General features: G+C 53.1%; 17 protein-coding genes. 6 read left to right on the top strand and 11 right to left on the bottom strand.

Annotated elements, in window-relative coordinates; translation table 11 throughout:
* Positions 1-26 precede the first annotated feature (26 nt).
* From HMPREF9473_RS10150 to HMPREF9473_RS10125, 6 genes are read right to left on the bottom strand one after another with little or no spacing between them, the layout of a single operon-like run.
* Positions 27-2024 carry a glycoside hydrolase family 127 protein gene (locus HMPREF9473_RS10150; protein ID WP_006780013.1) on the bottom strand — a complete coding sequence of 666 codons (1998 nt, stop codon included), beginning with the start codon at positions 2022-2024 and terminating at the stop codon, positions 27-29.
* Positions 2018-4795, bottom strand: coding sequence for an alpha-L-rhamnosidase (locus HMPREF9473_RS10145; protein WP_006780012.1), 2778 nt, complete (start codon positions 4793-4795; stop codon positions 2018-2020). Before HMPREF9473_RS10145 ends, HMPREF9473_RS10150 begins: the two co-directional genes overlap by 7 nt.
* Before the next feature lie 22 nt (positions 4796-4817).
* On the bottom strand, positions 4818-6293 hold the full coding sequence (locus HMPREF9473_RS10140; protein ID WP_006780011.1) for an FGGY-family carbohydrate kinase: 1476 nt from the start codon (positions 6291-6293) through the stop codon (positions 4818-4820).
* 11 nt (positions 6294-6304) lie between these two features.
* Complete coding sequence (locus HMPREF9473_RS10135) at positions 6305-7240, bottom strand: transketolase family protein (protein WP_006780010.1); 936 nt, start codon at positions 7238-7240, stop codon at positions 6305-6307.
* Positions 7233-8066 carry a transketolase gene (locus HMPREF9473_RS10130; protein WP_006780009.1) on the bottom strand — a complete coding sequence of 278 codons (834 nt, stop codon included), beginning with the start codon at positions 8064-8066 and terminating at the stop codon, positions 7233-7235. The genes HMPREF9473_RS10135 and HMPREF9473_RS10130 overlap by 8 nt, the downstream gene beginning before the upstream one ends.
* A gap of 14 nt (positions 8067-8080) precedes the next feature.
* A complete protein-coding gene (locus HMPREF9473_RS10125; RefSeq protein ID WP_006780008.1) occupies positions 8081-9481 on the bottom strand; it encodes an L-fucose/L-arabinose isomerase family protein in 1401 nt (466 codons plus the stop codon).
* Between the two features lie 273 nt (positions 9482-9754).
* Here HMPREF9473_RS10125 and HMPREF9473_RS10120 point away from each other — a divergent pair, with 273 nt between their 5' ends.
* Positions 9755-10762, top strand: coding sequence for a LacI family DNA-binding transcriptional regulator (locus tag HMPREF9473_RS10120; protein ID WP_006780007.1), 1008 nt, complete (start codon positions 9755-9757; stop codon positions 10760-10762).
* Positions 10763-10850: 88 nt separating this feature from the next.
* Here the strand turns inward: HMPREF9473_RS10120 and HMPREF9473_RS10115 are convergent, their stop codons facing one another.
* Together HMPREF9473_RS10115 and HMPREF9473_RS10110 are read right to left on the bottom strand one after the other, a co-directional pair.
* The gene (locus HMPREF9473_RS10115) at positions 10851-11066 is read right to left on the bottom strand and encodes a hypothetical protein (protein ID WP_006780006.1); all 216 of its coding nucleotides are present in this window, start codon (positions 11064-11066) and stop codon (positions 10851-10853) included.
* A 278-nt stretch (positions 11067-11344) separates the two neighbouring features.
* The gene (locus HMPREF9473_RS10110; RefSeq protein ID WP_006780005.1) at positions 11345-11854 is read right to left on the bottom strand and encodes a GNAT family N-acetyltransferase; all 510 of its coding nucleotides are present in this window, start codon (positions 11852-11854) and stop codon (positions 11345-11347) included.
* A gap of 251 nt (positions 11855-12105) precedes the next feature.
* Here HMPREF9473_RS10110 and HMPREF9473_RS10105 point away from each other — a divergent pair, with 251 nt between their 5' ends.
* The 4 genes from HMPREF9473_RS10105 to HMPREF9473_RS10090 all read left to right on the top strand — a co-directional run bounded on the left by HMPREF9473_RS10105 (position 12106) and on the right by HMPREF9473_RS10090 (position 16562).
* Entirely contained in the window at positions 12106-12576 is a 471-nt protein-coding gene (locus HMPREF9473_RS10105; protein ID WP_006780004.1) for a MarR family winged helix-turn-helix transcriptional regulator, read from the top strand.
* Positions 12573-12758, top strand: a complete 186-nt coding sequence (locus tag HMPREF9473_RS10100) for a cysteine-rich KTR domain-containing protein (protein ID WP_034858239.1) — start codon at positions 12573-12575, stop codon at positions 12756-12758. Before HMPREF9473_RS10105 ends, HMPREF9473_RS10100 begins: the two co-directional genes overlap by 4 nt.
* Before the next feature lie 226 nt (positions 12759-12984).
* Entirely contained in the window at positions 12985-14712 is a 1728-nt protein-coding gene (locus HMPREF9473_RS10095; protein ID WP_006780003.1) for an ABC transporter ATP-binding protein, read from the top strand.
* Positions 14709-16562: an ABC transporter ATP-binding protein gene (locus HMPREF9473_RS10090; protein ID WP_006780002.1), complete on the top strand. Its 1854-nt coding sequence runs from the start codon at positions 14709-14711 to the stop codon at positions 16560-16562. Before HMPREF9473_RS10095 ends, HMPREF9473_RS10090 begins: the two co-directional genes overlap by 4 nt.
* 25 nt (positions 16563-16587) lie before the next feature.
* Here the strand turns inward: HMPREF9473_RS10090 and spoVAE are convergent, their stop codons facing one another.
* Positions 16588-16944, bottom strand: coding sequence for a stage V sporulation protein AE (gene spoVAE / locus HMPREF9473_RS10085; protein WP_006780001.1), 357 nt, complete (start codon positions 16942-16944; stop codon positions 16588-16590).
* 32 nt (positions 16945-16976) lie between these two features.
* Positions 16977-17996 carry a stage V sporulation protein AD gene (locus tag HMPREF9473_RS10080; RefSeq protein WP_034858236.1) on the bottom strand — a complete coding sequence of 340 codons (1020 nt, stop codon included), beginning with the start codon at positions 17994-17996 and terminating at the stop codon, positions 16977-16979.
* A 188-nt stretch (positions 17997-18184) separates the two neighbouring features.
* On the opposite strand from HMPREF9473_RS10080, the gene HMPREF9473_RS27325 reads away from it, so the two are divergent.
* Entirely contained in the window at positions 18185-18547 is a 363-nt protein-coding gene (locus tag HMPREF9473_RS27325; RefSeq protein WP_006779999.1) for a hypothetical protein, read from the top strand.
* A gap of 165 nt (positions 18548-18712) precedes the next feature.
* Here HMPREF9473_RS27325 and HMPREF9473_RS26805 read toward each other — a convergent pair.
* The coding region (locus tag HMPREF9473_RS26805) for a SpoVA/SpoVAEb family sporulation membrane protein (RefSeq protein ID WP_148552369.1) at positions 18713-18884 on the bottom strand (172 nt) is incomplete at its 5' end.

Below are 18884 nucleotides of genomic sequence, written 5' to 3'. Positions count from 1 at the left end.
TGTGTTTTGATACTGTTGGCATTCTTCTAATTCGAATGGCCGTTTGCCGTTACGACCGGCATCCAGATGCGCATCTCATCCATACCGCGGTTATCCCAGGCAAAGTAGGGAATCAGATGCACCGGAACGCTCTCGTAGCCGTCATCCTCGTAGTCCTGATATAAGGCATCTCTGTCGTAATTTTCATTGCGTTTTTTCTTCCACATGGCACCGGCCAGTCCGGTGATGGTTCTGCCTTCGATGGTTCTTGGCTCCGGCTTCAGCGTGATATCCGAAGGGATATACAAATCATCCAGCGTCTCCACCGGGGCATCCATGCCCTCCAGACAGTACACCAGCGGGCCGCACTCCACGGCCACCTGGCCATTCGTCTCCTCCACCAGAGGATGTGCGCAGGTGAGGCGCGGCTCCATGCCAAAATCGATTTCCAGGGTGGAGGCGGCGGGATTGGATATCTCGATGGGGAGATAGGTTCCCGCCTGTTCTCTGGTTAATTTCCAGGTTTGCGGCTGGTGGTTAGCAGCATTCTCAATTATCAGGCGGATGCTCCCTTTCCTCACCCATCCCGGAATTCTCACGTGAAGGGTGACGGGCGCATTCTGTTTCACATCTTCAAACGTAAAACGGATATTCCCATCATAGGGATACTCCGTCTTCTGCACCAGCGTGGCGGCACAGCCATGTTCCAACGCAAGCTCCGCCCGGTTATCCCCGTACAGCAGGGTGTAAATCCCCGTTCCGTCCGTGGCATAGGCGTATTCGCCCAGCTGGGCAATCATTCTGGCCAGGTTGGGCGGGCAGCAGTAGCTTAAGATATATTCCGCCCGCTCCTGCCCCCAAATCAGACTGTATGGCAGCTTCTTCGCCCTGCGGAGCATATTCTCATAAAAGAACCGTTTCCCGTCCAGGCTGACCGCCGCCAGATTTACATTCAACACCATCCGCTCCAGAACATCCACATACTCCGCCTTTTTCTCCATGCAGAACATGCGGTAGGCCCAGTAAACGCCCCCCACCGAAGCACAGGTCTCATTGTAGGCCGTCACATTGGGCAGCTGGTATTCGTAGCCGTAAGCCTGATGCACCAGCTGGTGGTGGAAGAAATCGCCGTAGGGGGACGCGCCATTATACAACGCCCCGCACCCGCCGGTGATGTAGAGTTTCTGCGTCACCAGACTTTTCCACACCTTATGAAGCACCTCCACCAGTTCCGGATTGTCCTCCTCCAGACACAAATCCGCCACGCCGGCATACAGATAATTGGCCCGGACCGCATGGCCGATAATGGCTTCATGCTCCTTTAGCGGCAGCCGGTCCTGGTTGTCATCCATTCCCTCTCCCACACAGTCCCGCAGTCTCACCGCCTGTTTCAACAGTTCCAGATACTCCCGGTTTCCGGTGGTCCGGTAAAGCTCTGCTAATCCCATATAGTGGGACGGGCAGACAGCCGTCTGGGCTTCCCCGGTCTTCTCCGCCTCCGCATAGAGGTGTTTCAGATATCCCGCCGCCTTCTCGGCAATCCGTAAAAAGCTGTCATTTCCCGTCAGCCGCTTGTAGAGACAGGCCGACGTGAACAGATGCCCGAAATTGTAAACCTCAAACTCATTGATATCTCCCAGCCTTGCCCCGGTTCCTTCCCGCTCGCTGATAATCTGCTTGGTGGAAATGTACCCGTCCTCCAGCTGTGCCCGCCCGATTAGGGCGATATAATCCTCCATCTGCCCCAGCAGCTCCCGGTTGTTCCCGGCCACCGCCGTGTAGATGGCGGCCTCCATCCATTTATAAAAATCCCCGTCCCCGAACACGGTTCCGTCAAAGCTTCCCTCTTTCTCCCCTGCGGCTATCCGAAAATTCTCCACCACATGGCTGATGTCCTTGCTCTCAAACATCTTCTGAAGATGGGGAACCGTGGCCGCCGTACAGGTATCAAACCGCTCCCGGTACAGTCCCCCCGTCCATGTCACCGCATGAAAGGGCAGACCATATACTCCGGCGTTAGGTGAATGTGTTGTGTCTGTCAGCATGATTGCTCTCCTCCTTTCCGGTAACTTATCTCATAGGTCCCGGAGCCTGCCACAGCCGTCATAACGCCAGCCTGATCCACAAACGCCAGTCCGTCCGCATCCGCAATCACTGCCCCGCTCTCCAGACGGATATCAGCCGTGGTGTTCGCCGGAATCGTAATATATAGCCGGCGTTCTCCCTCCTGCTGCCCCTTCTCCCAGTGGACTTTTATTGTCCCGTAAACGCTGTCATAATGCCCTTTGGCAAATGCAAACGCATCCCCGGTCTGGGGGCTGATGATCATATGATGGTAACCCGGATCCCTCTCATCCGCTTCGATGCCGAGGACCACCCGGTACAGCCATTCTCCCACCGCCCCGTAGGCGTAATGGTTAAAGGAATTCATATCCGGGCTCCACATGGTTCCGTCCGGTTTCAGTCCGTCCCAGTGCTCCCAGATGGTGGTCGCCCCCATTTTCACCTGGTACAGCCAGGATGGGAAATCCTCTTTCAACAGCAGCTCATAGGCCTCTTTCACATAGCCGTTCCGGCTCAATGCATGGCAGAAATAAGGTGTCCCCACAAACCCGGTCACCAGATGTCCCTGCTCCTTCTCCAGCAGTTTCACCAGCTGGGCCGCTGTCTGCATGCGGTACTCCTCCGGAACCAGTTCGAAATACAGCGCCACAATATGGGCTGTCTGCGTCATGGCCGTCATTTTCCCGTCTTCCTGGAAAAAGGTTCTCCGGAATTTCTCTTTTATCTTCTCATACAGTTCCCCGTACTCTCTCGCGTCCTCACCCCGCCCCAGTATCCCGGCTATCCGGGCAAACAAATCCGTGGAGTGGGCAAAATAGGCGGTGCAGGTCAAGTCATTGGGCGTCGCCCCGAAATAACTGCCTTCCTCCGCATCCAGAGCCACCCAGTCGCCGAACTGAAGTTTGTAGTTCCAGATGTAGTCCACGGCGTGGTCTCTCATAAAACCAATCCAGCGTTTCATGCTATCATACTGTTCTTCCAGGATGGTCTTATCCCCATACATCAGATACAGGTTCCAGGGATTGATGACCGCCACGTCGGCCCAGGCCGCCGCGGAGTGGGTTCCCTGGGACAGCAGCCAGTCGTCCTCCTCTTTCCCGCTGATAATATCCGGCACCACGTGGGGCACGCCCCCCTCCGGTGTCTGGTCCGCCGCCACGTCCCTCAACCATTTAGCAAAGAACGTGTAGGTGTTCATCAGATAGCAGGCTGTCCGGCAGAATATCTGGGCGTCCCCCGTCCAGCCCATCCGCTCGTCTCTCTGGGGACAGTCCGTCGGCACATCCAGGAAATTGCCCTTCATGCTCCAGCGGATGTTGTGGTGAAGCTGGTTCACCAGGGGATGGGAACATTGGAAATCACCGGTCTCCTTCATGGCGGAGTGGAGCACCTGCGCTTCGATGTCCTCCGGGCACAGCTCTCCAGGCCAGGAAATTACATGGGCGTAACGGAAGCCCTGGAAGCTGAAATAGGGATGGTACAGTTCCTCGCCCTGTCCCTTGCAGATGTAGGTCACTTCCTCTTTGGCGGTTCTCAAATTGGCGGTGTAGACATTTCCGGCCGCGTCCAGAGTTTCAAAGAAATGAAGTCTCACCTGGTCTCCGGCATTTCCACGGACCTTGAACTGAACCCGGCCGGTCAGATTCTGGCCGAAGTCCAGAACTCTGTCGCCCTGCGGCGTGGTGAGAATCTCCTTAACAGGCGGCGTTTCCACCACGGAAACCTTGCTTCCCGCCTGGGCGCAGAGGGCACTCATAGGGAAATCCAACATTTCTGCCGGACGCCAGTCTGAGGCATTCACTGCCCGCTCCTGCTGGCCAGCCAGCGACTCCACTGCCTGTACCTGCTGCCCAGCCGATGACTCCACCACCTGCTCCTGCTGCCCGGCCAGTGACTCCACCGCCTGCCCCATTTCTGCCAGATTCCACCCGTCTATCTCAAGTCTTGCATCATAAGTCTCGCCGTCATATATTTCTGAAAACGTGACCGGCCCGTCATGTCCCGTCCAGCTGTCATCCGTCACGACAATCTCTTCCCTGCCATCCCGGTAACGGATAAGCAGCTGCATCAGAAAGGCCGCCCGCTCCCCGTAGTTGTTGCGCAGGTGCAGAAATCCCATCTTGCCCTTGTACCAGCCGGCGCCAACCATGGCGCCCAACGCATTGTCACCCTGTTTCAGATACTCCGTGACCTCGTAGGTCTGGTAACACAGGTGATTCTTGTAGGAAGTCCAGCCGGGCGTCATTTCGTCCGTCCCTATCTTCTCCCCGTTAATATAAAAATGATATAATCCCAGCGCCGTGGCACATACAAAAGCGCTTTCCACCTCACCGGAAAGACGAATCTCTTTTCTGAGACAGGTACTCCCCGAAGAGTCTTTATCCTCCGGCCGCTCCGCCGTGATAAAGCGGGCCTGCCACTCCTCCTGGTTCAATATGGCCATCACAAAAGGAGCCGCCTCACAAAACCCGCTCTCCTCCTGCCCGTCCCGCACCTTGACTCTCACATAATATTTCGTACAGGATTCCGGCGCAAACCCTTCCGCCTCCACATGGACGGATTCCTGGCTCTCCACCCAGCCGCTCTGCCAGACCGGCTGGGAGCAGGCCGCATCCGCCCCAATCTCCAGACAGTAGGCCTCCTGAATCACATTTCTCCTGTCACTCTCCAGTTTCCAGCCAAACCAGGGCCGTTCCCCCAGTCCCACCGGATGGTCTAAATACTGGACGGTTATCTCCGATACCTTCAGCATATCTCTCCTCCTGTCATTTCCATCACGGGCCAAGCACCCGTCTCACGGCATCCAGCCAGCCTTCATAGAGCGCATGTTTCCTCTCTTCATCCATGGACGCCCGATACTCCCGGTACTGTAACCGGGAAAATGACTGCTCCTTCGTAAACACTCCCATGGTAATCCCCGCCAGATAAGCCGCTCCCATACCAGACAACTCCTCCGCGTCCGGCACAGCCACGGTCATCCCGCCCATGTCGCTCTGGAACTGCATCAGGTACCCATTTCTGGTGGGACCGCCGTCCACGCACAGCTTCTCGATCGTCATCCCGCTGTCCAGCTCCATGGCCTTCAAAATATCCGTAATCTGATAGGCGATGCAGTCCAGCGCCGCCCTCACAATCTCCTTCTTCCCGGTCCCCCGGTTCATGCCGTAAATCATGGCCTTTCCATCACTCTTCCAGTAAGGCGCCCCCAGTCCGCTGAAAGCCGGAACCAGATAGGTGGTATCCTCCTGGCTGGCATTCCTCGCCAGATTTTCCGTCTCACCCGCAGACTCAATCAGCTGCAAATCATCCTTCAGCCAGCTGATAACCGCCCCCGTATAGTTCAAATTTCCTTCCAGCACATAGTCCACCTGGCCGTCAATGCCCCAGGCTAAGGAAGTCACAATCCCATGACTGCTGCCGATAAACTCCCGGCCCACATTCATCATCAGGGAGGAGCCGGTGCCATAGGTGGCCTTCACCATTCCCGGCTGATGGCATCCCTGTCCGTACAGCGCCCCGTGGGAGTCCCCCATCATGGCGTGAATCGGTATCTTCCTGTCAGCCAGTCCCTCCAAATCCGTCATCCCAAACAGGGAGTTGGAATCCTTCACCTCCGGCAGACAGCTGACAGGAATCCCAAACATAGCACAGATCTGCTCATCCCACGACAGCGTATGTAAGTTAAACAGCTGGGTTCTGGAAGCATTGGAGTAATCCGTCTTATGCTCCTTCCCCCCGGTCAGCTTGTAGAGCAGCCAGCTGTCAACCGTTCCGGCCAGCAGCCGTCCCTCTTTCGCCAGCTTCCCTGCCTCCTCGCAGTGCTTCAGAATCCACGACATTTTCGCCGCAGGAAAATAGGGCGACAGCGGAATCCCCGTGTTGGCCGCAATATACTCCTTCTGCTCCCCGGTAAATCCCTGGCAGACGCACTCCGCCCTGGCGCACTGCCACACAATGGCGTCGCACACCGGCCGTCCCGTCTCCTTCTCCCACATCACCGTGGTCTCCCGCTGGTTGCTGATTCCGATGCCGCAGATATCCTCCACCGGAATTCTCTGCTCCTCCACCAGCCGCCGCACCACCTCCAGGGTGTTCTCATACAGTTCCTCCGGATGATGGGAAATGTACCCCTCACGGCTGATAATCTGTCGGTGATTCTTATCCGTCCGCCCCAGAAGTCTGGCCTGCTCGTCAAACAGCAGCGCCTTGGTCCCCTGGGTACTCTGGTCAATTCCAATGATATACTTCACAGCGCCACCTCTCAGTCTTTCAGCAGTTCGAGGGCCTGACGGGCAATCCCCTCCGGATTCAGCCCGTAGTAATCAAACACCTCACCGGAGGTCCCCGTAATCACCGGCGCATCCGGCAGTGACATGTTAATAACCTTTTTCGGGCAGTTTGCCGACACAATCTGGCTCACCATCGCCCCCAGTCCGCCGTATGGGGAATGCTCCTCCACCGTAATCACCCCGCGGCACTGCTTCGCCGCCCGGATGACCACCTCGGCGTCAATGGGTTTCACACAGTACATATCTAAAAGTGTAACGGTTTTTCCCTCATTTTTCAACAGCTCCGCCGCTTTTTTTGCCGGAGCCGTCATCTCGCCGCAGGCAATGATGGCGATATCCGTCCCTTCCGACAAAACCGTGGCCTGATCCATCTGAAACGGAACATTTCCCTCCTCATAAATATCTTCCACCGGGTTTCGTCCCACCCGGATATAGGCCGGTTTATCGTCCTTTGTCAGCTCTTTTATCAGGCACGCCGTCTGATGGCGGTCGCTGGGAATGTAGATTCTCATATTGGGAATAGCGGAAATTCCGGCGATATCCTGGCAGGAGTGATGACTCATGCCCAGAGCGCCGTAACTGACGCCGCCGCTGATTCCGATTAACTTCACGTTGGTATTTGAATAGGCCACATCCACCTTAATCTGCTCATAGCTTCTGGTGGACAAAAAACAGGCCGGGGATGCCGCAAAGGGGCGTTTCCCGCATTTGGCAAGGCCGGCGGAGATACTCACCAGATTCTGCTCCGCAATCCCCACCTCCACAAACTGCTCCGGAAACGCATCCACAAACGGGGTGAGGGAAGCGCTTCCCCTGGAATCACTGCAGAGTACCACAATGTCCTTGTCTTCTTTTGCCGTATCCATCAGCACCTGGCAGATGGCGGCGCGGTTTGGTATCTTATTCATTCAGGGCCACTTCCTTTCTCGCTTCAAAATCTTTGATAATCTGTGCATATTCTTCCGCGGTTGGCACATGATGATGCCAGGCCGCCTTGTGTTCCATCACGGCGGAACCACAGCCCTTCACGGTGTTGGCAATCACCACCGTCGGTTTTCCCTTGACGGTTTTCGCCTCCTCAAAGGCCGCAAGCAGCTGCTCACTGTCGTTGCCGTCCGCCACGTCGATGACATTCCAGCCAAAACTGGACCACCGCTCTGTCTGGCTGTCGTGGGCCATGACCTCCTCGGTGCCGCCGGAAATCTGAAGACGGTTCCGGTCCACTACGGCGCAGAGGTTGTCAAGATGGTACATACCGGCCGCCATGGCGCCCTCCCACACGGAGCCTTCCGCCAGCTCCCCGTCTCCCATTACCACGTAAATGCGGTTTTGGCGGTTATCCATTCTGGACGCCAGGGCCATGCCGATGCTGACCGGCAGACCGTGTCCCAGGGAACCGCTGTTCATCTCGATGCCTGGCAGTTTGTTGTTGGGGTGGCCAATGAATTTGGAGCCGAATCTGGAGAACTGCTCCTTCACTTCCTCCAGCGGGAAAAATCCCTTCGCCGCCAGCACCGCGTACAGCGCCTCCACACAGTGGCCTTTGCTCATCACAAACATATCCCGGTTCTCGTCGTCCCTATTTTCCGGGGAAATGTTCATCACACGGAAGTACAGTGTCAGCAAAATGTCGGTCACGCTCATATCGCCGCCGATATGTCCGCCGCCCCCGGCCACAATGATATCTACAATATTTTTTCTGATGTCATATGAAAATGCTTTATAATTTTCCATGGTTATCCCCTTTCTCACTCGCCACGCAGATATGCCTTCACCTGCTCCTCTACCGGGTCGTACAGGTCCGGCTTGATGCCAAGATATTTACATGCCTCATATAACACCGGCACTACGTCCTTGTGGATTCCCACGCAGTGGTGGATGTACGGTCCTTCCACGATTTTGGCTTCCAGGCGTTTTAAATTTTCCACCTCCACCCACACGTAGGTTCCCTTGGTGTAAGGACCCTCCACGCCGCGGGCATTTCCCAGAAGAAGGGAGTATTCCCCGTTGTCGCCGTCAAAGCGGCACAGGGTCATTTCCCCGTCCTTTGCAAGGGCTTCCACCGCGCCCGGATGGTCGAAGGCCAGCGGGTAGCCGATCGAAGGTTTCTCTTTTGCCACTGACAAGGGCCACGGGCCGCAGTGCTGGAGCAGTTCTCCGTTCTCATTGTCGGGATGTCTCACGGTCCAATCGGCAAAGAAGGTTCTCGCCTCGTCCATTCCGGCGGCCTCCGCCATAATCGCTGTGATGGCGCCGTGGATGTCGGTCTCGCACACCACCGGAATCCCCTCCTCATTTAACAGGGAGTTGGCCGCGCAGGGCATGATGCCAAGCTCGCCCTGGAGGGCGTTCCAGCACTGGATGGCGATGGCGTTGCAGCCGTATTTTACGGTGAGGCGTTTCATGGCGACTTTTAAGGCGGCTACATGTTCCAGCTCGTTGTCCTTGATGGCGATGTTAAAATGTTCCCGGCAGTAGGCGACCACTTCAGCCACCTCCGTCTTCTCCTCCAGCGCCTTTTTCACCTCACAGGTCAGCTCCGGCATTGGGATGGGGGATAACTGGATATTGAATTTCTCCAGCAGTTCGCCCTCGTTGCACATGGTGGACCAGAAATCAAAGGGTCTCGGCCCAATCTGAAGGATTCTGGTGCTTCGAAATGCTTTCACCACGTTGCAGACCGCCAGGAAATCCCGGACTCCCCGCTCAAACTCCGCATCCTCTAAGCGGCAGTTGGTCATATATGTAAATGGCACCTGGAATCTCCTAAGTACTTTTCCGGTGGCAAACAGGCCGCACTGGCTGTCTCGCAGGCGGATGCCATTCTCATCCGGCCGCTCGTCTCTCGGTCCCCAGAGGAGAACCGGCACGTTCAGTTCCTTCGCCAGTCTGGCCACCTCATACTCCGTCCCGAAGTTCCCGTGGGGGAAGAAGAGACCGTCCACCTTCGCCGCTTTGAATTTCTCCGCAATCTTGATGCGGTCCTCCTCACTGTGGAGCAGGCCGTCCTCAGCAATGTCGTCGATGTCCACAAATTCCACGCTTAATTCCCTTAAGCGTTTTCTGGTTAAGTCCGCGAACTTTACCGCGTCAGGGGCGGAGAAGATGCTTCTCCTTGTTGGTGCCAAACCGATTACTATTTTCGTCATTTTGAATACCTCCCAAAGGTTATTATTTAGAATGTTCGTGATTATCACGGTTCCTTTGAGCAAATGATATCTAAATGCCAACTTAATTTCAACTTAATATTAAGTAATAAATCGAATTTAATTGACTTAATTTACTTAATCGTATATTCTTTATGGTAGAGAACGATGGAAGATATGTTTATATGGGATATGATGATTGGGCAGTCACGTTAATCATGTCAGAATCCATGTTATAAATAGAGAGATTCACGAATCGGAGAAGGGAGAAGTTTTATGTCGATTACAGCCAAAGAATTAGCGAAAATGCTGCAGTTATCGGAAGCGGCCGTTTCCATGGCGCTGAATAACAAGGCGGGAGTCAGCACCGCCACCAGGCAGCGGGTCTTAAAGACCGCCAGGGAGCAGGGCTATGATTTCTCCCGGATTCAGGAGCCAAAGGAGCCACAGATAGAAAAAGGCACCGTGTCTTTTGTCATTTTCAAAAAACACGGCGCCGTTGTAACGGACACTCCCTTTTTTAACCAGCTGACCGAGGGCATCGACCTGGCCTGCCGTCAGGCCCGTTACAGCCTGAATATCAATTATCTGTATGCGGACGACAGCCTGCCCAGGCAGTTATCCAGTCTCTCCTACTGCAACGGGATGATTCTCCTCGCCACGGAGATGACGATGGAGGATTTCAAGCCCTTCGAGAAGCTGGGCATCCCTTTGGTGGTGCTGGACACCTATTTCCGGGATTTGGAATTCGACTGCGTCCTGATTAACAACTTTCAGGGCGCCTACCAGGCCACGGACTTCCTCATCCACAAGACCAAGAGCCAGCCAGGCTACCTGCGCTCCTCCTACCCCATCGGCAACTTTCAGGAGCGAACCGACGGCTTTTACAAAGCCATCCGCGAAAACGGCCTTTCCCCCTCCAAGTCCCAGGTACTCTCCCTCTCCCCCTCCATGGAAGGGGCCTGCGAGGATATGCTGGAACTGTTAAAATCCGGGGAAGAGCTCTCCCGCTGCTACTTCGCCGACAACGATTTAATCGCAGCCGGCGCCATGAAAGCCATCAAGGAGATGGGCTACGTCATCCCCCGGGATGTCAGCATCATCGGCTTCGACAACATGCCCCTGTGCACCTACATTGAGCCGGCCCTCAGCACTGTCCACGTCCCCAAACAATACATGGGCCAGATGGCCGTCAGCCGCCTCATCCAAATCATCGAATCCCCCGACCACTGCCCGGTGAAGATAGAAATCGGGACGAAAGTTATCAACCGGAAGTCGGTGTAGGGTGCTGTGGAGAGGTGTAGATGACGGTGGTAAATGATATATCAAATTCTATATCCGCCGCCATCCTTTTTTACACTCACCCCCACAGCTACGGCGTTGTTTCCGCTGTGCTTTCATACTCCTGCTCCTGTGTTAATGCAGCTTCCTTAAATGCTCTGTCATGTATCTCATCAATCAAATAATTTTTACTCGATTTCATCAAACAGAAGAGCGGACGCTCTCTAAAATCATTCCATTGTCTGCCTAATTTCCGAATAATTTCATAAAACTCATTCTTACCAAAATGCATCCCATTTAATACCATTTCTCTCCTTGGTACAACAAAAGCCCTCTTAAAAGGGCTTTTGTTACAATGTTTTTTGTCCCACATTGTGAAGGGTATTTGTATTGTACAATGTTTTTTATTGCACATTGTGAAGCATCTTTGTATCATACAATGTTTTTTGTCCTACATTGCGAAAGGTATGAAATCACTAAGATTTCTTAACTTTATTATAGACAAATAGGTTCCTATTGTCAACATCTGCCGAAGAATTATCTCCTATATCCCCCAACCATGTACGGTCCAGATGGCCGCCAGTTTTATCTGATATCAATCCAGTATCTCTGCTCCATCACCCCGTCGACTTCTATCTCATTTTCCATGACTCCGCCATTTTTTACAATCGTTCTTGCTGACGCGGCATTGTTTCTGTCGCAGACCATCAGGACTCTGTCAATCCCCAGCTCCCTGCATTTCTCCAACGCCATGGCTATCATCTTCGTCCCATACCCCTTTCCCCTCTCCGAAGGGCGGATGCCATCCCCGATATGGCCGCCGTTTAGCAGGAGTTTCTCATTCAGCTTATGACGGATATTCACAGCTCCCAGGAACATGTCCCTGTCATCATCCAGACAGAAATAAGTGGAATCCGGCACCAGGCCGTTCCCTTCACTGGTTACCTCCAGACTCTCCACATAATCCTGATACCTATGATAGTCCGCCTTCGTCAACACATACGGAACAATTCTCTCTCCGGAAGCACTCCACTCATCCATCATGTCCGCCATCTGCGGCATATACGTTTCCTCTAACTTTACCAATTTCAACATTGTATGTACCTCCCTTCCCCTGATACGCCAAAAGCCCTCCCACTGGGGGGCTTTTGCTGTAATAAAATTGATTTTCACCATTATATACAACCGCACACATGTTGTCAACATCACACTATGTCCTTTAGAAAATGTATCTCCCTAAGCGCTGCCAATTTATAAAATTTCTATGAACTCCCTTGACAAAATCCGAATTCGGATTTATACTTCCAATAATCCGAAATCGGATTTTAAAACACAAGGAGGTTCTTATGAAAAACAGTGTACAGGAACAGAGGGCGGAACTGGTCAGGCTGGATAAGCAGCAGGATGAATTGTATCACCGCTGTGCGGTTCATTTGGGGATTTCTGATACGGCATTTTGGGTGATGTATTTTCTGTGTGATTTTGAGGAAGTATACACGCAGAATGCTCTGGCTGAACTGTGGTGTCTTCCGAAGCAGACCGTGAATTCCGCCATCAACAACCTGGTAAAGGAGGGTTACGTCTATCTGGAGCAGATGGCTGCTGCCCGCAACAGCAAGGCCATCTGTCTGACGGAAAAGGGGACGGAATTCTGCCAGAAATACATTGTCCCTGTCCTGAATGCGGAGTTGAAAGCATTTTCCCAGATGACGGAGGAGGAGCGCTGCCTGTTTCTCAGTCTTACCGAAAAGCAGCATCTCATCTTCGCGGAAGAGCTGAACCATCTTTTTGAGATGAAAGGAAGTGACACCCCGTGAATTCCCAGTGGATTTTGTGCCCGCACTGCCAGGGCAAAACAAGAGTAAAAGTCCTTGAACATACCGTGCTGGAAAATTTCCCCCTCTTCTGCCCCAAATGCAAGCGGGAGACATTGATTCAGGTAAAACAATTTCATACGGCTATTATCAATGAGCCAGACGCAAAGACGCAGAGCCGATAACCACGAGTGAAACTATCGTGTGTTGTCGGCTCTATTTTTATATAACAGGAAAGTGCGTCCTGTTATACAAAAGCCCTCCGGGGGATGCGCACTCCGCGTTAAAGGTAGTATGGCTGCTGAAGCAACCGCGGGGTCTGACCCAACGGAGTGCGGCCTCGCACGCAGTGAGGTCACTCCGGCGCGAGAGTCTGCCGAGGCAGACTCTTTATTTAAAGGAGATTTTGATATGAAAAACATGTTACAATTTTTAAAACCTTACAAAAAGCGGATAATCCTGATGTTGTTCCTGCTCTTTGTCCAGGTGATAGGAACCCTGTATATCCCAACGCTCACTGCCGACATTGTAAACAACGGAATTGTGGCAGGCGATTTGAATTTTGTCTGGAAAACAGGAGGCTTCATGCTGTTGACCGCTATGATTACCGCCCTGGTTTCCATTCTCGGCACCTACACATCCACCTATATTTCCACCGGCATGGGCCGGGATATCCGTGGGGCGCTGTTTCGCAAGGTCCAGGATTTCTCAGTCAATGATTTTCAACAGTTTGGCGCCGCGTCCTTAATCACACGCAGCACCAACGATGTGGCCCAGGTACAGCAGGCATTTTCTGCCGTAGTGGAAATGCTCCTGCCCGCCCCTTTTATGACTGTCGCCGGACTGGTGCTGGCATTTTCCAAAAACCGGCTTCTGGCGCTCATTATCATGGGATTTATGCTCCTTGTCATCCTGCTCACGTTAGCTCTTGGCAAAAAGCTGATTCCGATCTATGAAAAACTCCAGTCCATGCTTGACAACATCAACCGCACCGTCAGGCAGAGCATCATCGGGGTCCGAGTGATTCGGGCCTTTAACCGCAGCCGGTATGAGAAAATGAAGACGGACGAAACGTTCCGCGAATATGCGGACACCGCGATAAAAGCCAACAAACTGTATGCCGCTATGATACCCCTTGTCATGATTTTGATGAATTTCTGTACCCTCATCATTGTCTGGATTGGCGGCCAGCAGGCGGCTGCCGGCCAGATGCAGATTGGAGATATTATGGCTATGATTGAATATGCCATGCTCACCCTGATGTATCTGCTGATGGGCGTGTACGTGTTTCTCTACATTCCCCGGGCGCAGACCTGTGTCCGCCGGATTAACCAGGTTCTGAACACGAATTCGGAGTTTGCCGGTCAGGTGGTTCCGTTTCACGTTCCATCGACCGGGGCCAAAGTGGAATTTCAGAATGTGACCTTCCGCTATGCCGGCGCGGAGGAGCCGGTACTGCATGACATTTCCTTCACAGCCAGGAAGGGCCAGACGACGGCCATCATCGGCAGCACGGGGTCCGGGAAATCCACCATTGCCAGTCTTCTGCTGCGGTTTTACGATGTGCAGCAGGGTCACATTCTCATTGACGGAAAAGACGTGCGGGAATATCCCCAGGAGGAACTGCGGGATAAAATCGGCTACGTTCCCCAAAAGGCGTTTCTGTTTAGCGGAACCATCATGGATAACCTGCGCCACGGCAAAAAGGATGCCACGGATGAGGAAATGCACCGGGCGGCAGGCATCGCCCAGATTGACGATTTTATCGTGCAGACGGAGAAAGGACTGCTCACCCCGGTTTCCCAGGGCGGCAGCAATTTTTCAGGAGGACAGAAACAGCGTCTTTCCATTGCGAGAGCCATTATCAAAAAACCGGATATTTATATGTTTGACGACAGCTTTTCCGCCCTGGATTTCAAGACCGATGCCAGACTCCGCCAGGCGCTGAAACAGGAAGTGACGGACAGTGCGGTGATTATCGTCGCACAGCGAATCAGCACCATTGTTGACGCGGACCAGATTATTGTGCTGGACGAGGGCCGGATTGTGGGCAAGGGAACCCACCAGGAACTTCTGCACAGCTGTCTCATCTACCAGCAGATTGCACAGTCTCAGTTAAGCAGGGAGGAATTAGCATGAATGACGAAAAAGAGATGTTAGAGACCCAGGGAAATGTTGATTTCTGGGGGGATGATATGTCGTCCGAGCGCCCGCAGAATGCGAAAGGAACTATCAAGCGCTTTCTCAAGGATTTCTTAAAACAGAAACTGAAAATTGCGATTGTGGCTGTCTGCCTGGCGATTTCCGCCCTATGCAGCATTTTAACCCCGGCTCTCATCGGCCAGGCCATCAATGAGATTTTTGACGCTATCCAGCGTTCCCAGAGCCTTGGCGGAGCCGCTGAGGCAGTCGGAGCCGCGGTGGGCGGCATTATGCTCACAATATTAGGGCTGTATCTGTTAAGCGCCCTTTTCAACTATATCCCGCAGTACCTCATGGCCAGTGTGTCGCAAAACCTGACGCTTTCCCTGCGGGAATCCATCAGCGACAAGTTAAACCGGCTTCCGCTGCGCTATTATGACACCCACAAAAAAGGGGATATTTTGAGCCGGGTGACCAGCGACTTGGAGAAGGTCTCCGATACGCTCCAGGAGAGTCTGACCCAGTTGATTTCCGCGGTTATCACCGTGATTGGCGCCTTTGCGATGATGGTGTCCATCAGCCCTTCTCTGACTTTGATTGCACTGGGCACAATTATTGCAAGCATTATGATTGCGGCCATCATTTCCACAAGGACACACCGCTATTACGCCGCCAACCAGGCCGCGCTGGGGGAGCTGAATGCCAATATTGAGGAGGCATTTACAGGCAACAGCATTATCAAGGCCTATCATTTGCAGCAGGATATGATAAATACCAATGATAAGCTGAATGAGAAGCTGCGAAGAACATCAACGAAGGCCCAGTTTGTCACCTACGCCATCAATCCTCTGGTTCGGCTGATGGGGCAGATTGGCTATGTAATGATTGCCATCCGGGGCGCTATGGCTGTCATAAGCGGCAGCATTACCATCGGGGAAATCCAGGCGATATTTCAGTATGTCAACCAGATATCCGAGCCCATCACTCAGCTGTCCTTCACAATGAACAGTCTGCGGGGAGCCATCGCTTCCTCGGAGCGTGTGTACCAGATTCAGGATGAGCTGGAAGAAATTCCGGACGCGGTCCAGACGAAAATGATTTCCCAGCCCAAAGGCGCCGTCACCTTCGAGCAGGTCCGGTTTGGATACCGGGACGACCATATTCTGATGAAAAATATCAATATCTTTGTCAAGGCCGGCAGCAAGATTGCGGTTGTGGGGCCTACCGGAGCGGGGAAAACGACGCTTGTCAATCTGTTGATGCGGTTCTATGAACTTCAGAGCGGCAAAATCACCATCGACGGCGTCAATATCATCGACATGAGCCGCAGCGAGCTGCGCTCCATTCTTGGCATGGTGCTGCAGGATACCTGGCTGTTTAACGGCACCATTGCGGAAAATATTGCCTATGGGCGGAGTGACGCCTCCATGGAGGATATTAAAAGGGCGGCAAAGGCGGCCAGAATCGACCATTTTATCCGCACTCTGCCCCAGGGCTATGAGACCGTTCTGGATGATGAGCTGACGGGAATCTCCGTGGGACAAAAACAGCTGCTGACCATCGCAAGGGTCATCCTGGCCGATCCCTCCATCCTGATTCTCGATGAAGCTACCTCCAGTGTGGATACCAGGACGGAAATTGAAATCCAGAAGGCGATGAATCACCTGATGAAGGGCCGTACCAGCTTTGTGATTGCACACAGGCTGTCCACCATCCGCGATGCCGATTTGATTCTGGTGATGCGGGATGGCACCATTGTGGAACAGGGCACCCACGAGGAGCTGATACGGCAGAACGGATTTTATGCCGAACTGTACCAGAGCCAGTTTGCCGCCAAGGTTTCTTAATATCCGCGGCGGGTTGTTCTCTTATTTAATCCTTCATCTTCGGCTTAAATATCAGCGAACCCAGATATCCGAATATCAGCGCTCCCGATATTCCCACCGCGCTGGAGGTAAATCCGCCTTTGAAGACGCCCAGGAAGCCGTCCTGCTGCAATCCCTCTTTGACGCCCTTCCACAGGGTATTGCCAAAGCCCAGCAGCGGCACGGTGGCGCCGGCGCCGGCCCATTTGGCGAAGGGCTCGTAGATGCCGATGGCGCCTAGGATGGTTCCTGTCACCACCAGGGTCACCATCACACGGCCCGGCATCATTTTCGTCTTGTCCATGAGAATCTGGGCCAGGGCGCAGATGATGCCGCCGATTAAAAATGCTTTTACATAGTCCATGAATGTCCACCTCTACTTTTCGTCAATTCCGCTTAGTCAATATGCTCCAGCATCACGCCGTGGGCGATACCGGGGATGCTCTGGCCCTCGTTGAAGCTGACGGTGGAGAGCAGGGCCCCCGTCGGCACAAACAGCACCCGCTTCCAGGTTCCGTCCTGAATCTTTGGCAGAATCATGGAGCACAGGGTCACCGCCGCGCAGCCACAGCCGCTGCCGCCGGCGTGGGTGTCCTGGGACTCCTTGTCAAAGATTTCCATGCCGCAGTCCATATGGACATCCTCCAAATCATAGCCGTCCTTCTTCATGAAATCCAGCAGAATCTTCCGCCCGATTTCTCCCAAATCTCCGGTTATGATTTTGTCATAATAGGTCTCATTCACATCCATATCCTCAAAGTTCTGCCGGATGGTGTGATAGGCCGACGGCGCCATTGCAGCTCCCATGTTCATGGAGTCTGTCGCCCCCATGTCCACGATACGTCCGGTGGTGATTCCCGCCACCCTGGCCATCCCCTTCTTTCCCTCCGCCGACAGAACCACCGCCCCACAGCCGGTTACGGTCCAGGTGGCGGAAAACGGCCGCTGGTTTCCGTAAGCCAACGGGAAGCGGAACTGCTTCTCCGCCGTGGCGAAATGGCTGGATGCCACCGCCATCACCCGCTCGGCATAACCGGCCTGCACCGTCATGGCCCCAAGGCTTAGGGACTCTCCCATGGTCGAGCAGGCCCCGTAAAGTCCAAACAGGGGCACCTCTAAATCCATCAGACCAAAAGAAGTGGCAATCAGCTGCCCCAGCAAATCCCCGGCGAACAGATAGCGGATATCCTTCTTCTGAAGGCCCCCCTTCTCCATCGCCATCAGGGCCGTTTTCTTCTGAAGGGTACTCTCCGCCTGCTCCCAGTTGTCTGTCCCAAACATGGCATCCTCCACCACCAGGTCAATCATCTTCCCCAGCGGTCCTTCCCCCTCCTTCTTCCCCGCAATCGAAGCCGCCGCCTCAATCACAGGCGGCTTCTCAAATCTGACACTCGCCTTACCAACCTGCATCTGCATGTCCTCCTGTTCTAGTATCGCCAAACCCGCCGACCGACAGATTATCATATCCCAGTTCTTTTCAATAATAATTTGTCCAGTTTTCACTTTTATATGCATTTTACAAAAAATCATTGACAGAGTTAAAGTAAGGTGCTACTATATCATTATATTAGCACCTTACTTTAGGAATAGAGAGGAGTATTTTTATGCCAAGAATTTATTCAAATTATTCGCAATCTGATTTCGATATTGTAACCACACTCGCTAAAGAATTAGGATTCTCTACATCAGCATTTCAACACTACTGTGTGATGCTTTATGCAGATAACCGAGGAAATGTATCGCCAATAAACACATTAACACGTGTTATGTTAAACAACTTAAGTCAACGCAAGAATGGCGACACATTTATTGTGTCTTCCCTTGTGCCGGATGAATGGCCCGGTTTATCACGCAGCGATAAAATGACTCTAGCCAAACAACTATCTCATTATGTAAGAACACATTCTCAGGAATATGGAATTTTCCGTGTATCAAAAGGAAGGGCAACGATTTACAAGAAGAAATGATCTAACTACATTTCAGATAAACAATCACATTTTGCAAAGGACTTTCACCTGATCGACACACATTTTGCAAAGGTACTTTTCATCATAAAAGAAAAAAGCAGAATAACAACATGGCCTGCGCGGCCATCTTCTTATTCTGCCTATCTGTTTCTATTGGTTTCTTTTCTACGCCCCCACAATCCCCATCATCTGAAGCACCCAGTAAATCACTCCCAGTACCCAGGAGCTGAAGATTCCGTATAGAATCACCGGGCCGGCGATGGTGAAGATTTTGCAGCCGATGCCGAAGACCTGGCCTTCGCTTTGTATTCGTATGGCCGGGGCGTACGACGGAATT

It is taken from the genome of Hungatella hathewayi WAL-18680 (assembly GCF_000235505.1).
Classification (GTDB): domain Bacteria; phylum Bacillota; class Clostridia; order Lachnospirales; family Lachnospiraceae; genus Hungatella_A; species Hungatella_A hathewayi_A.
This window is presented reverse-complemented; position numbering and strand designations above follow the sequence as displayed.

Bases quoted from the DNA above. Each gene is read 5' to 3' on its own strand.
- HMPREF9473_RS10150 (WP_006780013.1), bottom strand. From the start codon at position 2,024: ATGCTGACAGACACAACACATTCACCTAACGCCGGAGTATATGGTCTG.
- HMPREF9473_RS10145 (WP_006780012.1), bottom strand. From the start codon at position 4,795: ATGCTGAAGGTATCGGAGATAACCGTCCAGTATTTAGACCATCCGGTG.
- HMPREF9473_RS10135 (WP_006780010.1), bottom strand. From the start codon at position 7,240: ATGAATAAGATACCAAACCGCGCCGCCATCTGCCAGGTGCTGATGGAT.
- HMPREF9473_RS10130 (WP_006780009.1), bottom strand. From the start codon at position 8,066: ATGGAAAATTATAAAGCATTTTCATATGACATCAGAAAAAATATTGTA.
- HMPREF9473_RS10125 (WP_006780008.1), bottom strand. From the start codon at position 9,481: ATGACGAAAATAGTAATCGGTTTGGCACCAACAAGGAGAAGCATCTTC.
- HMPREF9473_RS10120 (WP_006780007.1), top strand. From the start codon at position 9,755: ATGTCGATTACAGCCAAAGAATTAGCGAAAATGCTGCAGTTATCGGAA.
- HMPREF9473_RS10115 (WP_006780006.1), bottom strand. From the start codon at position 11,066: ATGGTATTAAATGGGATGCATTTTGGTAAGAATGAGTTTTATGAAATT.
- HMPREF9473_RS10110 (WP_006780005.1), bottom strand. From the start codon at position 11,854: ATGTTGAAATTGGTAAAGTTAGAGGAAACGTATATGCCGCAGATGGCG.
- HMPREF9473_RS10105 (WP_006780004.1), top strand. From the start codon at position 12,106: ATGAAAAACAGTGTACAGGAACAGAGGGCGGAACTGGTCAGGCTGGAT.
- HMPREF9473_RS10095 (WP_006780003.1), top strand. From the start codon at position 12,985: ATGAAAAACATGTTACAATTTTTAAAACCTTACAAAAAGCGGATAATC.
- HMPREF9473_RS10090 (WP_006780002.1), top strand. From the start codon at position 14,709: ATGAATGACGAAAAAGAGATGTTAGAGACCCAGGGAAATGTTGATTTC.
- spoVAE (WP_006780001.1), bottom strand. From the start codon at position 16,944: ATGGACTATGTAAAAGCATTTTTAATCGGCGGCATCATCTGCGCCCTG.
- HMPREF9473_RS10080 (WP_034858236.1), bottom strand. From the start codon at position 17,996: ATGCAGATGCAGGTTGGTAAGGCGAGTGTCAGATTTGAGAAGCCGCCT.
- HMPREF9473_RS27325 (WP_006779999.1), top strand. From the start codon at position 18,185: ATGCCAAGAATTTATTCAAATTATTCGCAATCTGATTTCGATATTGTA.